The sequence below is a fragment of the Wolbachia endosymbiont (group A) of Phasia obesa genome (assembly GCF_964028125.1).
Classification (GTDB): Bacteria; Pseudomonadota; Alphaproteobacteria; order Rickettsiales; family Anaplasmataceae; genus Wolbachia; species Wolbachia pipientis.
Genome location: NZ_OZ034764.1, coordinates 1036005 through 1051839, shown reverse-complemented (window position 1 = coordinate 1051839; position 15835 = coordinate 1036005). Strand labels below are relative to the sequence as shown.

At 34.3% G+C, this 15835-nt stretch carries 25 protein-coding genes and 1 tRNA gene; 9 read left to right on the top strand and 17 right to left on the bottom strand.

The features are described from left to right. Positions 1 to 106: 106 nt before the first annotated feature. On the top strand, positions 107 to 574 hold the full coding sequence (ruvX, locus tag ABWU29_RS05280; RefSeq protein WP_010082183.1) for a Holliday junction resolvase RuvX: 468 nt from the start codon (positions 107 to 109) through the stop codon (positions 572 to 574). A gap of 44 nt (positions 575 to 618) precedes the next feature. Here the strand turns inward: ruvX and ruvC are convergent, their stop codons facing one another. The 8 genes from ruvC to rplU form a co-directional block, all read right to left on the bottom strand. Continuing rightward, entirely contained in the window at positions 619 to 1107 is a 489-nt protein-coding gene (gene ruvC / locus ABWU29_RS05275) for a crossover junction endodeoxyribonuclease RuvC (RefSeq protein ID WP_015588791.1), read from the bottom strand. Then, the gene (locus tag ABWU29_RS05270; RefSeq protein WP_006279354.1) at positions 1108 to 1935 is read right to left on the bottom strand and encodes a cytochrome c oxidase subunit 3; all 828 of its coding nucleotides are present in this window, start codon (positions 1933 to 1935) and stop codon (positions 1108 to 1110) included. Between the two features lie 47 nt (positions 1936 to 1982). Next, positions 1983 to 2642 carry a TenA family protein gene (locus tag ABWU29_RS05265; RefSeq protein WP_010962391.1) on the bottom strand — a complete coding sequence of 220 codons (660 nt, stop codon included), beginning with the start codon at positions 2640 to 2642 and terminating at the stop codon, positions 1983 to 1985. A 44-nt stretch (positions 2643 to 2686) separates the two neighbouring features. Continuing rightward, positions 2687 to 3370: a TenA family protein gene (locus ABWU29_RS05260; protein ID WP_038249063.1), complete on the bottom strand. Its 684-nt coding sequence runs from the start codon at positions 3368 to 3370 to the stop codon at positions 2687 to 2689. A gap of 126 nt (positions 3371 to 3496) precedes the next feature. Then, positions 3497 to 4669, bottom strand: a complete 1173-nt coding sequence (gene metK, locus ABWU29_RS05255; protein WP_174516991.1) for a methionine adenosyltransferase — start codon at positions 4667 to 4669, stop codon at positions 3497 to 3499. A gap of 57 nt (positions 4670 to 4726) precedes the next feature. Beyond that, positions 4727 to 4803, bottom strand: a tRNA-Ile gene (locus tag ABWU29_RS05250). A gap of 9 nt (positions 4804 to 4812) precedes the next feature. Further along, a complete protein-coding gene (gene rpmA / locus ABWU29_RS05245) occupies positions 4813 to 5082 on the bottom strand; it encodes a 50S ribosomal protein L27 (protein WP_006279564.1) in 270 nt (89 codons plus the stop codon). 10 nt (positions 5083 to 5092) lie between these two features. After that, complete coding sequence (gene rplU, locus ABWU29_RS05240; RefSeq protein WP_015588788.1) at positions 5093 to 5395, bottom strand: 50S ribosomal protein L21; 303 nt, start codon at positions 5393 to 5395, stop codon at positions 5093 to 5095. Between the two features lie 156 nt (positions 5396 to 5551). On the opposite strand from rplU, the gene ABWU29_RS06045 reads away from it, so the two are divergent. After that, positions 5552 to 5872: a toluene-4-monooxygenase system B family protein gene (locus tag ABWU29_RS06045; RefSeq protein ID WP_242049588.1), complete on the top strand. Its 321-nt coding sequence runs from the start codon at positions 5552 to 5554 to the stop codon at positions 5870 to 5872. Between the two features lie 583 nt (positions 5873 to 6455). On the opposite strand, the gene ABWU29_RS05230 is transcribed toward ABWU29_RS06045, so the two are convergent. The 3 genes from ABWU29_RS05230 to ABWU29_RS05220 form a co-directional block, all read right to left on the bottom strand. Next, positions 6456 to 7034 (bottom strand): RlmE family RNA methyltransferase, encoded by a 579-nt coding sequence (locus tag ABWU29_RS05230; RefSeq protein ID WP_015588787.1) that lies wholly within the window; start codon positions 7032 to 7034, stop codon positions 6456 to 6458. A gap of 76 nt (positions 7035 to 7110) precedes the next feature. Beyond that, the gene (locus ABWU29_RS05225) at positions 7111 to 7686 is read right to left on the bottom strand and encodes a PopZ family protein (protein WP_010082598.1); all 576 of its coding nucleotides are present in this window, start codon (positions 7684 to 7686) and stop codon (positions 7111 to 7113) included. A gap of 19 nt (positions 7687 to 7705) precedes the next feature. After that, entirely contained in the window at positions 7706 to 8929 is a 1224-nt protein-coding gene (locus tag ABWU29_RS05220) for a TolC family protein (RefSeq protein ID WP_006279873.1), read from the bottom strand. 129 nt (positions 8930 to 9058) lie between these two features. Here ABWU29_RS05220 and rplM point away from each other — a divergent pair, with 129 nt between their 5' ends. The 3 genes from rplM (at position 9059) to ABWU29_RS05205 (ending at position 10441) form a co-directional block, all read left to right on the top strand. Further along, on the top strand, positions 9059 to 9517 hold the full coding sequence (rplM, locus tag ABWU29_RS05215; protein WP_010082596.1) for a 50S ribosomal protein L13: 459 nt from the start codon (positions 9059 to 9061) through the stop codon (positions 9515 to 9517). 10 nt (positions 9518 to 9527) lie between these two features. Then, on the top strand, positions 9528 to 9983 hold the full coding sequence (gene rpsI, locus ABWU29_RS05210) for a 30S ribosomal protein S9 (protein ID WP_007548415.1): 456 nt from the start codon (positions 9528 to 9530) through the stop codon (positions 9981 to 9983). Positions 9984 to 10129: 146 nt separating this feature from the next. Continuing rightward, a complete protein-coding gene (locus ABWU29_RS05205; protein WP_006279876.1) occupies positions 10130 to 10441 on the top strand; it encodes an HU family DNA-binding protein in 312 nt (103 codons plus the stop codon). Here the strand turns inward: ABWU29_RS05205 and ABWU29_RS05200 are convergent. Then, positions 10434 to 11141, bottom strand: a complete 708-nt coding sequence (locus ABWU29_RS05200; protein ID WP_141456804.1) for a pyridoxine 5'-phosphate synthase — start codon at positions 11139 to 11141, stop codon at positions 10434 to 10436. The genes ABWU29_RS05205 and ABWU29_RS05200 overlap by 8 nt on opposite strands. A 136-nt stretch (positions 11142 to 11277) precedes the next feature. Between ABWU29_RS05200 and ABWU29_RS05195 the strand changes: the two genes are divergently transcribed. From ABWU29_RS05195 to ABWU29_RS05180, 4 genes are read left to right on the top strand one after another with little or no spacing between them, the layout of a single operon-like run. Then, positions 11278 to 11580 carry a transposase gene (locus ABWU29_RS05195; protein ID WP_081600753.1) on the top strand — a complete coding sequence of 101 codons (303 nt, stop codon included), beginning with the start codon at positions 11278 to 11280 and terminating at the stop codon, positions 11578 to 11580. After that, entirely contained in the window at positions 11565 to 11999 is a 435-nt protein-coding gene (locus ABWU29_RS05190) for an IS3 family transposase (protein WP_141456787.1), read from the top strand. The genes ABWU29_RS05195 and ABWU29_RS05190 overlap by 16 nt, the downstream gene beginning before the upstream one ends. 3 nt (positions 12000 to 12002) lie before the next feature. Beyond that, a complete protein-coding gene (locus tag ABWU29_RS05185) occupies positions 12003 to 12164 on the top strand; it encodes a DDE-type integrase/transposase/recombinase (RefSeq protein ID WP_010082071.1) in 162 nt (53 codons plus the stop codon). Continuing rightward, on the top strand, positions 12157 to 12321 hold the full coding sequence (locus tag ABWU29_RS05180) for an IS3 family transposase (RefSeq protein WP_010082072.1): 165 nt from the start codon (positions 12157 to 12159) through the stop codon (positions 12319 to 12321). The genes ABWU29_RS05185 and ABWU29_RS05180 overlap by 8 nt, the downstream gene beginning before the upstream one ends. 403 nt (positions 12322 to 12724) lie before the next feature. Here ABWU29_RS05180 and ABWU29_RS05175 read toward each other — a convergent pair whose 3' ends face one another. The 5 genes from ABWU29_RS05175 to ABWU29_RS05155 all read right to left on the bottom strand — a co-directional run bounded on the left by ABWU29_RS05175 (position 12725) and on the right by ABWU29_RS05155 (position 15629). Continuing rightward, positions 12725 to 13501, bottom strand: coding sequence for a hypothetical protein (locus ABWU29_RS05175; protein ID WP_141456786.1), 777 nt, complete (start codon positions 13499 to 13501; stop codon positions 12725 to 12727). 65 nt (positions 13502 to 13566) lie between these two features. Next, a complete protein-coding gene (locus ABWU29_RS05170) occupies positions 13567 to 13956 on the bottom strand; it encodes a phage tail tube protein (protein ID WP_174516995.1) in 390 nt (129 codons plus the stop codon). Then, on the bottom strand, positions 13931 to 14341 hold the full coding sequence (locus ABWU29_RS05165; RefSeq protein ID WP_015588822.1) for a DUF3168 domain-containing protein: 411 nt from the start codon (positions 14339 to 14341) through the stop codon (positions 13931 to 13933). The genes ABWU29_RS05170 and ABWU29_RS05165 overlap by 26 nt, the downstream gene beginning before the upstream one ends. Before the next feature lie 291 nt (positions 14342 to 14632). After that, the gene (locus ABWU29_RS05160) at positions 14633 to 15181 is read right to left on the bottom strand and encodes a head-tail connector protein (RefSeq protein ID WP_015588823.1); all 549 of its coding nucleotides are present in this window, start codon (positions 15179 to 15181) and stop codon (positions 14633 to 14635) included. Between the two features lie 136 nt (positions 15182 to 15317). Further along, positions 15318 to 15629: a hypothetical protein gene (locus tag ABWU29_RS05155; RefSeq protein WP_038199073.1), complete on the bottom strand. Its 312-nt coding sequence runs from the start codon at positions 15627 to 15629 to the stop codon at positions 15318 to 15320. Positions 15630 to 15835 lie beyond the last annotated feature (206 nt).

Genomic DNA, 15835 nt, shown 5'->3' with positions numbered 1-15835 from the left:
GTCTATTGCATTCCTGAGCAATTTGATTCATTATTCTTTTTGTAAAAAATTTTCTTAACTTTCTCTCCACTTTTTTGGTAAGGTCACTTTAAAGGAAGTCTAATAGATGCTACATAGAAATCCAGATGAGTTTCTAAAGTCTATTCCAAAAGATAAGCGCATAATGTGCCTTGACATGGGAGAAAAGCAAATAGGCATAGCATTTAGCGATAAAACACAGCTCATAGCCACAGCTCATAGCATATATCACAGAAAAAATATGAGCAAAGATTTAGGTTATCTGCATAGAATATTCAAAGAAAATGAATCTGGATCAATGGTAATAGGACTACCATTAAAAATGGACGAGCAAGAAACTAAATGGTGTAAAACTATAATCCAATTCGCAAATAAAATAATAAAAAAATATAAAGTAAATATATACTTACAAGACGAAAGCTTCTCAACATCTATCGCAACTCATACACTAAAAATTACTGGAATATCAATCACAAAATCGAAAAAAATAGATGATAAAATCTCCGCATGTATTATTTTGCAACGAACGTTAGACAAGATAAATACAATCAAATAGTTTTTCCAGATCTGGAAATCTTCAAACTGAATCCCATATAAAAGTTACTCAACAAAACAAGAACCTTTCGTATAAGCATGACAAATTGCTACAGCAAGAGCGTCAGCAGCATGGTGGCATTTTATACTCAAATTTTTAACTATTTGCTTCACCATAAATATCATCTGATCCTTATCAGCATGGCCATTTCCGGTAATGCTTTTTTTTACATAGTTTGCATCATATTCATTCATAGTTAGCTTTGTTATTTTTAACGCTAAAATTACAACCCCTCTTGCATATCCTAAAGTTAGTGAAGATTTAGGATTTTTATTAACAAAAATTTTCTCCACCGCAGCTTCATTCGGAGAGTATAGGGAAATTACTTTCTTTAATTGTTCAAAAATTGTATGTAGGCGTTCACCTGTACCCAATTTACCATCAGTTGATATGGTACCGCCGCCCAAAAATTCAATATTATTTTTTTCGTTCAGGCTGATAATGGCCCACCCAGTCTTGCTTATTCCTGGATCTAGACCTATTATTTTAACCACTTAATAAACGCTTAACCAATAGACAAACAAAAATAAAAATATCCAGACTACATCTACAAAGTGCCAATACCAGGAGGCAAACTCAAAGCACAAATGGTCCTGAAGTGTAAATTGGCCTTTCCGTGCTCTAAATAAACACACTGATAAAAATATTATTCCTATTATAACGTGTGCGCAGTGAAAACCGGTAATCATGTAAAAATTGGATGTATAAATAAGCTTTTCTCCTGTTTCTTGTAGAGAAAAACTCGCTTCATGATACTCTATTGCTTGCACTATTATAAAAAAAACTCCAAGCAATATAGTTATGGACAGCATTTTAATCATGCTCTTTTTATCATTTTTAAGTAAAGAGTGATTTGCCCAAGTAATTGTTGTACCAGAAAGCAATAATATTAATGTATTCATGAATGGTAGTGACCACGGATCAGGTGGCAAAATTCCCTCAGGGGGCCATTCAACTTTTTTTGCAGGAGAAAACGCCTCAAATAAAAAAACTGGATCAAGCCAGGCTTTAAAGAATGAACAAAAGAACACTATAAAAAATACGACCTCCGAGAGAATAAACAAGTACATTGCAAATTTGAGTCCATGTTTTACAATGGCAGTGTGACATTTGTCATAAATGGCCTCCCTTATTACATCTCTCCACCAATAAAACAGCACCCCTGATACTGCGGAGATTCCCAAAACTAAACAAAACATTCCGACAATTTGTTTATGAAGCGCGCCAACTAATCCAAGTGCAAGAATAAGAATTGCTGCTGATACAGCAATTGGCCAAGGGCTTGGATCCACTAAATGAAAATCATGTTCTTTACTTTTCATAGCATTTTAAAAAATACTTATTAAGGATACAAATTAGCTTAAAATTGTCAATGTTCCTTAGGAAATTGATTGAATCTTGAAAAATTATATGCACCGTTCAAAAAATCTAACACAAATTGTGCAGTTATTCTAAACAACTCAAGCATTCTGCTCTTTTCGTTTTCTCTTGCTCTGCTGCAATATCCATCAACAATATTTTCCAAAATAATGCATCCAGACTTTACTGAATCACTGTAACAAAAATTAAACCAATCCCTATATCTATTATTTTTCTTGAATCTATTTTTCATGCTATCAACGACAGTCTCGTATATAAACATGCAAGAATACAAAACCGTCATAGCCTCATAGGTATTACTATGCGAGATGGATAAAAGAAAATTAGTGAAATTAAAACACTCAAGAGATTTCTTTTCGCGACTTATACCGTACATAGTAAAGTAGTAGTCATATAACATTCTATTAACAGTCACTACTCTTTGGGCTACTTCAGCAAGCGAGATAATACTACTATAATCTTCCATTTTGGATGCAGTAATTAAGGTGGTACGAATATAATCACCTAAGAACAACGTCTTTTGTTGAGCATAGAATTTGAAGTTCTCTATATTTAGGGTGTTATTCGCTAACTCAACATTAAAAGGATGCTCAATTATATCCTTTAAAAGATTTGACCCGTAACAGCTCCTAATTATGCCACTGAACACTGTAGTTATCGATAAAAGATCAAGTTAACGTAAATAATCCGCTGCTAATATTCTTTGCTAGATATATTAGAGTAATATGCCTCATCCCAAAACATTATTTCTAATTCCAGCCCTTTCTTAAAAAACTCATACATCCTCTTTTTTTCACAGTCACTAGCTTTTTTATATAGCTTATTTGTAATATCAGTAACCTCATCAATTACAGCATTTACTGTTTCGCTACTATAAATGTTGATCCACTCTTTGTATTTGTTATTTTTAACCCCTTTAGTTGTTATCTCATTTACCATATGGCGTATAACGATTTGGTATATGTTAAAGCAAGAATAAGATGCTACTAAAGCTTCATTAACAGAATTGTGATATGCGGCACTCATGAAAAAGTCAGTAAAGGCAGAACAAGCTCTTGACTTTTTGTGATCATCAGATAGATCACAATCTTCAAAATATTTTTTATACTGTTCTCGAACATAAAATGCTCCTTGTGCCAAATTGATTAAACTACTCATCATTTCAATATCATCAACTCTAGCTGCAACAATTAAAAAAGCACGAGCGCAATCTATACAATACAGAAAATCCTGCTGAAGGTAGAATTTGAATTTTTCATAATCTAATGTATTATTTATCAATTCAACATTAAAAGGGTGTTCTTTTATTTTATCAATAAGATCAGAAAACTCTTTTACAATTACGTTGTACAGTTCTCCTTCTATTTCGTTATACACTTTATAAGCCTCACAATAAAAATTGAATATAAAAATTATTACTAATATGGTATAATTATTATGAAAAAGCGTGCTATGCTTTAACAATAAGCTAGTATATAAATATGAGGCTGTAAATCAAAAATTTTAGCAATCTAAAGAAATTTTACTATTACCTTCTATATTGAATTCTCTACAAAGATCAGCAGATAAGTCCATGTTTTCCCAAGAAAATCCACCGTCCCTTTCCGACTGTTTACCAAAATGTCCATAACAGGCTGTACGTTTATATATAGGGCAATTAAGCGATAAATGCTTGATTATGCCTTTTGTTGATAAATCTATATTATTCTCGATAAACTTTTTAATTACTCTTTCCTCTACCTTATTCGCACCAAATGTATCAATATAGAATGAAGTAGGTTTTGATACACCAATTGCATAAGAAAGCTGCACAAGACAACGTTCAGCCAAACCTGCAAAGACAATATTTTTAGCAAGGTATCTTGCCATATAAGCTGCAGATCTATCAACTTTAGTTGCATCTTTTCCGGAAAATGCCCCTCCACCGTGTGGAATATAACCCCCATAAGTATCAACCATAATTTTTCGTCCGGTTAATCCACAATCACCAACTGGCCCACCAATAACAAATCTACCAGTTGGATTGACTAAGAGATTTTCCTCAGGACACATCCATCCTTCAGGTAAAGATGAAACTATGTAAGGGTAAATTATTTCTTTTACTTTTGATTGATCCAAATTCTCAGGGTGCTGTATCGAGACAATAATACTTTCAGCACGTACCGGGAGGTTATTCTCATATGCCAAAGTGATTTGTGACTTTGCATCTGGACCAAGTTTTGCTTCTTTAACTGCGCTCATGATATTTTTCAGAATCGAGTGTGCATAAAAAATGGGTGCCGGCATAAGGTTTTCTGTCTCTGTTGTTGCATAGCCATACATTATGCCCTGATCTCCAGCACCTTGATCCACCCCTATTGCAATGTCATTTGATTGCTCATGCAGCAATATATTTACTTTCACTTTTCTCCAGTGGAACCCATCGTGCTTGTAACCAATATCTTTTATTGTATTCCGTACAATACTTTCAATCCTGCTATTTTTGATGTTAGGCCCAAACACTTCCCCAGCTATAATAACGTTATCTTTGGTGACTAAAGTCTCTATTGCAGCTCGCGCAAAAGGATCAGTAAAAAGGTACTCATCAAGTATTGCATCTGAAATTTGATCTGCTACTTTATCTGGATGACCAGCCGCCACTGATTCACTGGTTACTAAATTTTTATATAAACTCATGTTTTTGCTTATACAATATCAAAACCGCTATAGAAAACACAGTTAGTAACTACTAAATGGTGGGTCTGGGAAGAGTTGAACCTCCGACCTCACGCTTATCAGGCGTGCGCTCTAACCACCTGAGCTACAGACCCATGATTTATTCAAGCTGAAGCTTTCATATTATCTGTAGGCACGATATCAATAAAAGTCTTTTTATTTGCTGACCTTCTAAAGCTGACCCAGCCTTCTATTTTAGCAAAAATCGTATGATCTTTACCTATACCAACATTCTTCCCAGGATGGAATTTTGTGCCTCTTTGGCGCACAATTATGTTACCAGGAATAACCTTCCCATTCTTCTTTATTCCTAACCTACGACCCGCTGAATCTCTACCATTACAGGAACTACCACCTGATTTTTTAGTTGCCATATCTTACCTCTTACTTTTGAAGACTAATTTCATTTATACGAAGAACAGTTATATACTGCCTATGACCAGTTTTCCTACGGTAATTTTTTCTTCTTTTCTTCTTAAAGATTATAATTTTTTCCCCCCTGCACTGCTGCAACACTTCAGCTTTAACAGTAGCATTAGATGAATAAGATAAGCCATTATTTGAAATACAAATCACCTTATTGATTTCCACCTCTTTTTTTTCTTCAGCTTCTAACTTCTCTACCTTTATTATACTACCTTCTTTTACTAAATATTGCTTTCCACCAGTCTCAATTACTGCAAACATGATAAATATAAATTATTGTTATTAACTTTAATCGTAAACGATGTCATATACGCTGTCAATATAAATAAAAAGCATGACTTAACGTTCTTTTTAAGCTATCTAAACACTTCTATCTTTCTTCACCCTTTATCTACTTTTTCTCAGACAGTAGACTTCTTGCATAACCTAAGCAGAAAAAAGGCAAATAGTTATTATAGCTCTAAGTTTACCGACACCGTCATTCAAGTAGCCCCTTCTCCTGTCATCCGAGTAGCTGACACTGGTTTACCTTATGATGATGTCATGAAAGTAGCTGACACTGGAATCCAGCCTTTTCATCCAAGACGGCAGCGCCTCCTTCTTCTGTCATCCCAGTGCCCAGACACTGGGATCCAGGAAAGTTTGCTTGTGAGCAAGCAAACTAGCATAGAAAGTGGTTACAACATTTTCGATGAGATTATATGGAAAACTGGATCCCAGTGTCAAGCACTGGAATGACATCATAGAGGCACTGGAATGACATCATAGGGGCTCGGGTGACAAAAAAAGGAGCACTGGAATGACACCTTCCTGCCCAATTCATGTTGCTATAAATATTAAGAAATTTACCAAGCGAAAAAAAAGGCAAAAGAAGCCCCGTGGTTATTGTCCGCTTTAAAATATTGGCGTTTTTTATGTTTTAAACGCTTGACAAGCGAAATTCAGCTGCTTTTAATTGCAACTAACCTACGCTGCAAATGTTTAAGAAATTTACCAAGCAGAAAAAAAGACAAAGAATCCCCGAGTTAGCTAGTCTTTTACTATCTCTGTCGAGTATTGGCATTTTTTGATGTCTTGTAACGCTTTATAAGCGCGTTCAGCTTATTTAGATAAAAATCTAGATGTAGATGAAGTTTTGTAAAGACATACAGTATCTATATACTGCAAAAAATTGAATATAAGACGCCGATACATTAAGTAATCCTTACCTTTTAATCTGCAGATTGGCGAAAGCAAATACAATAGCTTCACTGTTATGATAAGGGGGCTGGCGGAGTTTGTCAAGGAAGTTTTTCGTTTCTGTGGGCTACCTGGATTAATATTATATAGAAAGTCTGCTGCCAATAAAGCCTAAACTTACCAAATACATTTCTGTAGATTCAGATCTACTTGACTTTGGTTTAAAGTATTTTACTGTTTTAAACATTTTTTTTAGCTCGTTACAAAAATCTTTATCAGATTCTCCTTGGAAAATTTTTACTACAAACGTGCCACCATGGCTCAAGAAATGCTTTGCAAAATTGAGCGCTGCCTCACATAAAAGCATAATTCTGATATGATCCAACGATTTTAAACCACAAGATTCGGGCGCCATGTCAGATAAAATTACATCAAATTTTTGATCCTTGAATTTTTCTCTTAAAATTTCAAACTCATTGATAATATCACATTGTATAAACTCTACTCCATTAATTGCGTTCATTGGTTTTATGTCAAGAGCAACCACATTTGCACCTTTCTGAGATGCAACTTGTGACCATCCACCAGGAGAAGCACCAAGATCAATAATTTTTTGCCCTTCTTGGAATAATTTAAATTTGTTATCCATTTCTACCAGCTTATATGCTGAGCGTGACCTATAACCATCCTTGCTAGTTTTTTGCACATACTGATCATTCAAATGACGATGTAGCCACCTTGTTGAAGATAGTTTTCTGCCTCTAGCCGTCTTTACTCTAGTTTTTATTGCTAATACCCTACTTATTATTGATTATATCTTTAAGCTCTTTTTCAACTACTTCTTTTACCAGTGCATGTAGATATTTATTCAGCCATTCTGAGAGCTGAGGTTTTAAAAGAGATGTAACTAATTCTTCAACAGTAAGGTTCGCTTTTTTTTGTTGTTTATGCTGTAATTCGTTTTGCATTTTTCCAAGCAACGCTTTGATCTCTTCCATATTCTCTTTTAAAATTAGATGATCGTTATTTTGCGCTTGTAAGCCGCTATTACTCGCTTTGTTATTACTCATTTGGATATTATCGTACAAATAAATATCTTTTTTTTCTTCTGAATTGTAGCTATGGCCATTAAATTGGTTATTGTTGCAAGCCATTTCCTCACTTTGGTCATCATTATCAATGTCCTCTTTTTCATTATTTTCTTTTTTGCCATCTTCTTCTATTTCTTCTGGATACTCTTCCTCAAGGTATAGCACATCATCATTTTCATCCTTTATTTCTGCTTTATCGTTACTCGCGTTTTTACCCGATATAGCTTTTTTTATATCTTCTAGGATATCTTTTACAGATTGATTGCCTTGTTCATCATGCATAGTGCTAATACCATTAAATTTAGAGGTCTATACTATTTATCATAAAAAGCAAGTTGTAAACACTAATCACATAATTGCTTTTTGCTTCAACTAAGTCTGAACGTGCTTTAAATAATGCATCTTCAGTGTCCAAAAGGTCAGATGTACTCTTTAAATTTAAGTTTACTTCTTGCTCAACTCCTTCCAATGCTAGAGCTGCTGCTTTTTCCGCTTCTTGACTTGCTTTGATAATGGCCTTTGCTGTCAACACATTATTCCAAGCATTTACAACTGCTTGTTCTATATTTTTTACCGTTTCATAATAATCGTAGGTAGATTTTTTTGCATCCATTTTAGCTTTACTGACACCAAAAGCATTAACTCCTCTCTTAAAGATTGGAACATCAAGAGTAAAAACTACATGAACATTTTCTAATAGTTTGTCTACCTTCATACCATCCTCCCCAAAATTTTTGCTTGCACTTAGATTTAAAGAAGGAAGCCACTTGGAGCTTTCAGCAATCACTTCCATTCCGGCTGCTCTTTTTTGATAAACTGCTGCTTTTAGAGATAAATTATTGGTTTTTGCTAACTGTAAACATTCATTTAGCTCTGGAACAGAAGGTAGTTTATCATTAGCTTCAGAAAGGTCATCAGCATCTTCGCCAATCAAATGATAATAAGCAATATTTACCAACTTTAATTTACCTTCAGCATCAACTCTTTCGGATATAGAAGACGAAAATTTTGCTTTTGCTAACAAAACTTCAGCATTGGTTACCTCTCCAAGGGAAAAGCGTTTTTTCATAGCTGACAAATGTTCCAAAGAAACGCGTTCTTTATGTTCTCTGAGCTTTAATATTTCTGTCTTTTGTAAAACATTAACATATGCTTTCACAGCATTAAGTGCAAGCTCTTGTTTTAATTGCTGAAATCGCATCTTTTCTGCTTTGAGAAGATGGCTTGATCGACTGAATGTGGCAAAGGTACCACCGCCATCGATTAATTTCTGGCGCAATGTAAGTTTTTTTTCAGATGTATCAAGATTAAAGTTACTATCGAAATTGTATTGCAAATTAATGTCAGGTAAAAATCCAGCTAACCCAGAAGATTTATAGTGTTTTTCTGCGCTTTTATATTGGTAAAATTGAGACTTTATTTTTGAGCTATTTTTGATGGCTTTGCTTATCACTTCTCCCACATCGGTTGCATAGCAACTTATAGTATTAAAAATGATCGCAAGTGTGATAATCAATCGAAACATTCTAATTCCTATGCATATTGGTTGCGCAGCTCAATTACTAACATAAATTACTTTAATAATCAATAACTAATATTGTTGACACTATTGAGAAATTAAGTATATCATAGCTTACTATTGTTGGATCAAATAATGAAGACTTTTTTCTTAAAGGAGAAACAAATCAATAAAAAGTGGTTTGTCATAGATGCAGAAGGATTAGTGGTAGGGAGGCTTGCAGCATTTGTAGCGACACTATTACGTGGAAAGCATAAACCTGAGTATACACCTCATATGGATTGTGGCGATAATGTAATTATTATCAACGCAGAAAAGGTGCATTTCACCGGAAAGAAGCTTAAAGATAAAATTTACTATAAGCATACAGGTTATTCTGGTGGTTTGAAGAAAACTACTCCAGATAATATTTTAAATGGCAAATTTCCTGAGCGTGTAATAGAAATGGCAGTGAAAAGGATGCTTGATGATGGGCCTATGGCACGTAGACGCTTTGAAAATTTGTATGTTTATTCTGGTTCAGAGCATAAGCATCAAGGACAGCAACCTGAAAAGATAGATTTTGCCTCTTTGAATCGTAAAAATAAAAAGTAATGGAGTAAAAATGAAGAGTTCTACAATAAATAACAATGATTGGTCAGAAAAGACAATTAAATCAGCAGTTGATTCGCTTGGTCGTTTATATGCTACAGGCCGAAGAAAAGAATCTGTAGCAAGAGTATGGATAAAGCCGGGGAGTGGAAAATTTAGTGTTAACAAAAAAGGCGATCTAATTTCTTATTTTAAAAGAGAGTCAGTGTGCCAAACAGTAAAAATGCCATTTGTTGCAACCTCTATGTTAGATAAATATGATGTATTTGCAACTGTAAAAGGTGGAGGGCTATCTGGTCAAGCAGGTGCTCTAGCTCATGGAATAAGCAGAGCTTTAAGTAGCGTAAGCCAAGATTTGCATTCTATATTACGTAATGGTGAGTTCTTAACTAGAGATTCACGTGTTGTTGAACGTAAGAAATATGGTCAACATAAAGCTCGGAAAAAGTGTCAATTTTCTAAGAGATAGTTATTTTATAGTGGTGTTTTTTTGTAAGTATTATACAAATATTTGCAAAAATGTATGATATCCTCTATTTTTGTGATGAATTTAGTTGACTATCGGTGTCAACATAATATGCTATTTATGTGATTTTTTCAATATTAAGGTAATTTATGAGTAAAGAAGATATAATAAAACAATTAAAGGAAGATTGTTCTAGTCAGAATATAGATATAACAAAATCTGATTTGAGCAAGATTCATGATGCGTTTATTAAAATAATAAAGAATGAGCTGCATGGGAAAGGTGAAATACGTTTGCATGGAATAGGAACATTTTCTACTGCTATCAGTCAGGAAAAACAATGTCGTAACCCCCAAAGTGGTGAGATCATGACTGTTCCTAAAAAGACAAGGGTAAAATTTAAAGCAAGCCAAACTCTTTTAAGTATTTTAAATGAGAAGGAAAAAGCAGCAGTTAGTTAGACATTGTCATTTTCATTGTTTTTACTACGCTGTGTAAGCCGTAAAATACAGCTTCGCTAATTAAATAGTGGCCTATGTTAAGAGCTGAGATGTGAGGTATTCTTGTCATCTTCTTAGCGTGTTTATAAGTTATGCCATGTCCTGCGTGGCATTCTATTCCTAATTTATTGACGTACTCTGCAGCATTAGTAATTAACTGTAACTTTTTTTCTGATGGATTATCACAGTAATCCCCTGTGTGAATTTCTATTATGTCAGGTTTTGTCCCTAGCTTTTCAAGATATGTTAGTTGATCAATATTTGGATCGATAAACAGTGAGACTTTTATGCTAGAGCTATGCATTTCCTCTATTATACTAGAAAGTTTACTGTGCATATTCACGATATCCAGGCCACCTTCGGTTGTTAATTCTTCTCTTTTTTCTGGTACTATACTAATCGAATAGGGTTTTACCTTTTTTGCTATTTCAAGCATTTCTTCCGTGGCTGCAATTTCAAGATTTAACTCAGTGCTAATGCTTTTTTTTAGGTTAAATACGTCTTCATCTCTAATATGCCTTCTATCTTCTCGTAAGTGTACAGTAATAAAGTCTGCTCCAGCGTCAATGGCTATTTCTGCTGCTTTCAATGGATCTGGATAAGAAGTTCCGCGTGCGTTGCGGAGGGTTGCAACGTGATCGATATTAACACCTAGTTTCACAATCTACCTCAGAAATTATTTATAGATTATACATGTTATTAGTTTTTTTGCATAGTCATTGTTTGACCTTACCCAGAAAAAGTGGAGAGAAAGAAAGGAGTTTTTTCGGGTAAAATAAAATTTTGGAGGATTAGAAATGGTAAGAGAATATACAGCAGAATTCAAATTGGAAGCTGTTAAACTGGCAAATGAACAAAGAAAGGCAGGTCAAACAATTACAAAAATAGCAAGAGATTTAGGAATAAAGGGTGGTTTATTAGGAAAATGGATAAAGAAACACAACGAAAAAAAGTCGGCAGCAGATGCATTTCCAGGTAGAGGTAACATGGCTCCTTACGACAAAGAGAGGTTTGATTTACAAAGCAAGAGTAACAAGGGAAAGAGACATTTAAAAAAAAGCCCTGGCCAGTCAAAAAGAGTAAAATATTTTTTTATATAGTAACTGCTATAAAGTACAGGAATTATGTAGGATTTTCTGCTAGTGGCTACTATAAGTGGACTACAAGAAAAATAAGCAGTAGAGAATCAGCAAATAAAGAGCTACTCGAAGCTATTCAAAAAATATATCAAGTTTCTAAATGTAGATATGGAGCTCCTAAAATTTATGCTGAATTGAAGGCTTTGGGTAAAAGTTGCAATTTGAAAACGGTGCAAAGTATTATGCAGAAAAATGACATCAGGGCTATACTGAGAAGAAAGTTTAAAATTAAAAAACAACAAACAGATAATAGAGCTGTAGCTCCCAATATACTAGATCAAAACTTTATTGTTGATCAACCAAATAAAGTATGGGATTACTTACATCAAAACCAAGGAGGGATGGCTATATTTGGCAGCAATAATTCTCACGTATGGTAGTTAATGAGTAGTGCAATAAATAAACAATTGGTTATGAACTCTTTATTAATGGCCATTAATAGGCGTAAACCTGTTAAAAATCTACTGCTGCACAGTGACCAAGGTTCACAATATACTGCGCAAGGGTATCAATATCTCTTAGCTGTAAAGAATATAGATGAGTAATAAAGGCTGTTGTTACGACAATTCTGTTGCAGAAAGCTTCTTTAGCTCATTGAAAAGAGAAATACTTATTGATACTTCACAACACTCTGCTCAACAAACTAGAACTGCAATATTTGAATACATAGAAATTTTTTATAACAAACAACGTCACTATTAACTATTGCATTCCAGAACAATTTGATGCATCATTCTTTTTGTAAAAAACATTCCAAACTTTCTCTCCACTTTTTCTGGGTAAGGTCAGTTGGATTTTCACCAATTGTATTCTAAACGCTTACTTGGCGCACCCATAACAAAAATGCCTGAAAAACGTTAATAATTATATACTATTATTAATAATTATTCAACCATATTTTAAGCTTACAATTTTGAGCTTAACTGACGCTTATGGATAGGGGCAACTCTATCACCCTGTGTTATGTTTATTTTCTAACGGACGCTGATTTTTGTATCGTAATTTCTTGCTATAAATTGGTTATATAAGAGCTGGCTTCTAAAATTTTATAACCCTAATTTGAATTAACAGACAGTAGAATCGAAAGATTATTACAAGGAGAAATCTACACAGATCGACCCTTTTGTGAATCTGCGTTTCTGCTTTCTTCAACTTGTTTTGCAAAAGATGTTTCCTGTTTCTGAAGTGGTTTAGCAATTTCATGCACAATAGCAGCAACCGCTGTTAAAAACGTTTTTAACAATGCACCTAAAGCTCCACCAACTGCTTCCCTGCCATGTATATGAGCTTGCTTTTCGTTATCGTCAGCAGTTTCCCCTGCCCTCCTTCTTGGATCCATCCTATGAGCAATCACCGAAAACAACACTCCCCTGATTGAAGACTTCACTCGTTTCTTTGCTTCATCATCATGTGCTGTTTCATGTCCATGACTTAAGTGTTTAGCGTTCATTAGCTCCTTTTGTTGCTGGGCAAACATGCTACTTAATACTTCTTCTATCGCTTGCTTCCTTCTTTTCTCTCTAACTCTTTTCATAGATTCTGATTTATCGCGAGTATGCTTTGTGGTTTCAAATTCTGCATCAATATCTTCAGACGCAGCCTGACTATATAAAGTCTCTATGAGCCTGTCTATGCTTCGCTTTATTTGCATAGTCCTTTCGTAACTATCTAAATTATCAATTCCTTCGTCGATCTGATTTAGAATATCCTCAAAAACTTTCAAATAGTCTTGAATATACTGTATTATGTATTGCTTATCTTCCTCTTTGTGTTGTTCTTCTTGATTTTGCTGATTTTCATTTTCTAAACTTCTCTCTCTTTTATCATCGTTATTTTCTTCAATATTATCACCGTCTTCCTCGAAAAGGTCTTTGTCGTTCATGATTTTTTTTAATTTAGTTAAAATTCTCACCAGTTACTATTGTATATGAAAAAATTAAATTAACATTAATGAAAAGCGTTTACAACTTCAGCACTCGCTAAAATTACAGTAAAACTGTCAAAAGCAGCGGGGTCATAATACCTCTCATACAGTTCAACTGAACACCTAAGCCTTATCTTTTCCTTAGCCTTAAAACTAATTTCATAATCATTATTAGAGTTTAGCATAGCAGAATTACGTAATAATTCATCAGCTAATACAGAGTCTAAAATTCCATTAATTTTTATCGTAATATGTCTGCTTCCAGCAGAATCCAATACTTTTCTCCAGCCAAAAGAAGAAATATCTTTTACCTCTTCTCTGTTATTACGCAAAGTAAACCTTAGGTTTCGTATATTATTTAACACAATAAAATTATTGTCATGATCTTTAATTTTTAGCTGTAATTTGCTCATTATCACCTCCTTTTATTAAAATATCAAAATTAATTGTTGAATGTAAAATTTCATCGTGCTGATCCATAGCACAATTACTTTCTAAAATGACCTCACTACTAAAACCTTCAATGCTCTTAAGTATCAAGTTAATATGCCTTATAATGGCAAACATACTGTCTATATGATAAGTATATATGTCGCATGAAAATCTTGCCTTTGTAGCAAAATTGGACAGCATATGCAGGTTGCTATAATTCACTGCGCGCAATCTCAGGTAAGGAATGGTGACCTGTTTAGGTAAGTAGTCATAAATGTTAGTAACATATTTTCTTAAATCAGAATTTGCCTTTAGTGCTGCATAAATGCTATTGTACAACTCATTTATAGCTTGAATTTTTTCCATAATGAATCCTCGTAAAGATATATAGCTAAAACATAAGCAGCATTTCCCGATACAAACTCGTCATCCCGCTACTTGTTAGCGGGATCTATGCTAAGAGATACCGCGAATGAATCGCGGTATGACGTAGGACTGCTGTCATCCCGCTACTTGTTAGCGGGATCTATGTTAAGAGATACCGCGAATGAATCGCGGTATGACGATAAGGTTTATACCTCGTCATCCCGCTGCTTGTTAGCGGGATCTATCCGTAACGGTATGACGTAGTAGCCCAGTTTGGATGACAAGAAAGAGCTACAACACAACCTTTGGTTCGCGAAACGGAGAATATACCTTCTTCACTTCAGATAAATGGCTACTTACCTCCGATTCACGATTTTTGTAAAGAGCAGAAACATGCCGCATAATACCTAGTTTTATCTGCTCAGGAACATTGTCATAGCCAGCCTCGTATACAACATCAACTCTTATTGCATTCAAACAATTGAAAAACTCAACGTAGCCCCCTACATCACTAAAATAATACTTAAGTGTTCTCTTCTCTTGATTTTTAGACATCATTGCAGTAGCCAATACTATCTTACTCACAGGGCCATAGCTTAAATAGATCCTACGAGGTACATAATCTTCATATGAAACTTGCCATGTTTGCTTTACTAGTGACTTTTCCATATGCCACTCAGCATAATCAGTTGCCATAAAAATTAGATCTGAAATCAACTTATCATCCTGGTTGTTCTCAATACGTAAAAAAGATTTAACCTCTTCTAAAGTAACTGGAAAAGATTCAGGCTTAGATTTACGTTGCACAGATATTCTTGGTGAAGTAGATCTTATTGACATAATAACCCTCCTTTTTGATATAGCTAGAATAAGTAAGGTTTACCTCGTGATAGCATGGGGCAAATCTTACTTACTTTAGCTATGCAGCTTGCATGCAACATTAAGTTAGATTGGCGCAGCAACAACTCTGAGTGCTTTATCGTATGAATACATTAAGAAGAGAACGTATTAAAGCTGTTTCTCCTTTTTTGTTGATAAAATTTGAACTTATAGCATATTCAACTAGGCTAGATTTTAGTAGATTGACATTTTGAGAATGAATATTATTGAAGGTGGAGTTTAACTCTTTAGCAAGCAGACTGCGAAATTTCTGCACACTGTCATATGCGATGTTCTCAAGTTCATGTGCAAATTTATCTTGAGCTATAGTTGTTATATCTTCAATTTCCTTATTAAACTCCTCTAGCTTTTTTTCGTTATTTTTAAAATTTTTCGTAAAAGTTTTCATATCAATTAAACTCAACTACTATTATGATTATAATGACAATGAAAAACTACCGAAGTAAAAAATTCACACTACTGTGTAACTTGCAAATACTTTTTACTATAGCTAAAGTGGCTTAGGTTTACCTACAATTTGAAAAACAACAAATTCGTCATCCCGCTGCTTGTTAGCGGGATCTATGCTAAGAGATACCGTGACGGTATGACGGT

Excerpts from the sequence above, each read along its gene's own strand:
- rplM (WP_010082596.1), top strand. The coding sequence starts at position 9,059 with ATGAAGACTTTTTTCTTAAAGGAGAAACAAATCAATAAAAAGTGGTTT.
- ABWU29_RS05270 (WP_006279354.1), bottom strand. The coding sequence starts at position 1,935 with ATGAAAAGTAAAGAACATGATTTTCATTTAGTGGATCCAAGCCCTTGG.
- rplU (WP_015588788.1), bottom strand. The coding sequence starts at position 5,395 with ATGTTTGCAGTAATTGAGACTGGTGGAAAGCAATATTTAGTAAAAGAA.
- metK (WP_174516991.1), bottom strand. The coding sequence starts at position 4,669 with ATGAGTTTATATAAAAATTTAGTAACCAGTGAATCAGTGGCGGCTGGT.
- ABWU29_RS05195 (WP_081600753.1), top strand. The coding sequence starts at position 11,278 with ATGGTAAGAGAATATACAGCAGAATTCAAATTGGAAGCTGTTAAACTG.
- ABWU29_RS05185 (WP_010082071.1), top strand. The coding sequence starts at position 12,003 with ATGAGTAGTGCAATAAATAAACAATTGGTTATGAACTCTTTATTAATG.
- ABWU29_RS05175 (WP_141456786.1), bottom strand. The coding sequence starts at position 13,501 with ATGAACGACAAAGACCTTTTCGAGGAAGACGGTGATAATATTGAAGAA.
- ABWU29_RS05170 (WP_174516995.1), bottom strand. The coding sequence starts at position 13,956 with ATGAGCAAATTACAGCTAAAAATTAAAGATCATGACAATAATTTTATT.
- ABWU29_RS05155 (WP_038199073.1), bottom strand. The coding sequence starts at position 15,629 with ATGAAAACTTTTACGAAAAATTTTAAAAATAACGAAAAAAAGCTAGAG.
- rpmA (WP_006279564.1), bottom strand. The coding sequence starts at position 5,082 with ATGGCAACTAAAAAATCAGGTGGTAGTTCCTGTAATGGTAGAGATTCA.
- ABWU29_RS05165 (WP_015588822.1), bottom strand. The coding sequence starts at position 14,341 with ATGGAAAAAATTCAAGCTATAAATGAGTTGTACAATAGCATTTATGCA.
- ABWU29_RS05160 (WP_015588823.1), bottom strand. The coding sequence starts at position 15,181 with ATGTCAATAAGATCTACTTCACCAAGAATATCTGTGCAACGTAAATCT.
- ABWU29_RS05220 (WP_006279873.1), bottom strand. The coding sequence starts at position 8,929 with ATGTTTCGATTGATTATCACACTTGCGATCATTTTTAATACTATAAGT.
- rpsI (WP_007548415.1), top strand. The coding sequence starts at position 9,528 with ATGAAGAGTTCTACAATAAATAACAATGATTGGTCAGAAAAGACAATT.
- ABWU29_RS05205 (WP_006279876.1), top strand. The coding sequence starts at position 10,130 with ATGAGTAAAGAAGATATAATAAAACAATTAAAGGAAGATTGTTCTAGT.
- ABWU29_RS05225 (WP_010082598.1), bottom strand. The coding sequence starts at position 7,686 with ATGCATGATGAACAAGGCAATCAATCTGTAAAAGATATCCTAGAAGAT.
- ruvX (WP_010082183.1), top strand. The coding sequence starts at position 107 with ATGCTACATAGAAATCCAGATGAGTTTCTAAAGTCTATTCCAAAAGAT.
- ABWU29_RS05180 (WP_010082072.1), top strand. The coding sequence starts at position 12,157 with ATGAGTAATAAAGGCTGTTGTTACGACAATTCTGTTGCAGAAAGCTTC.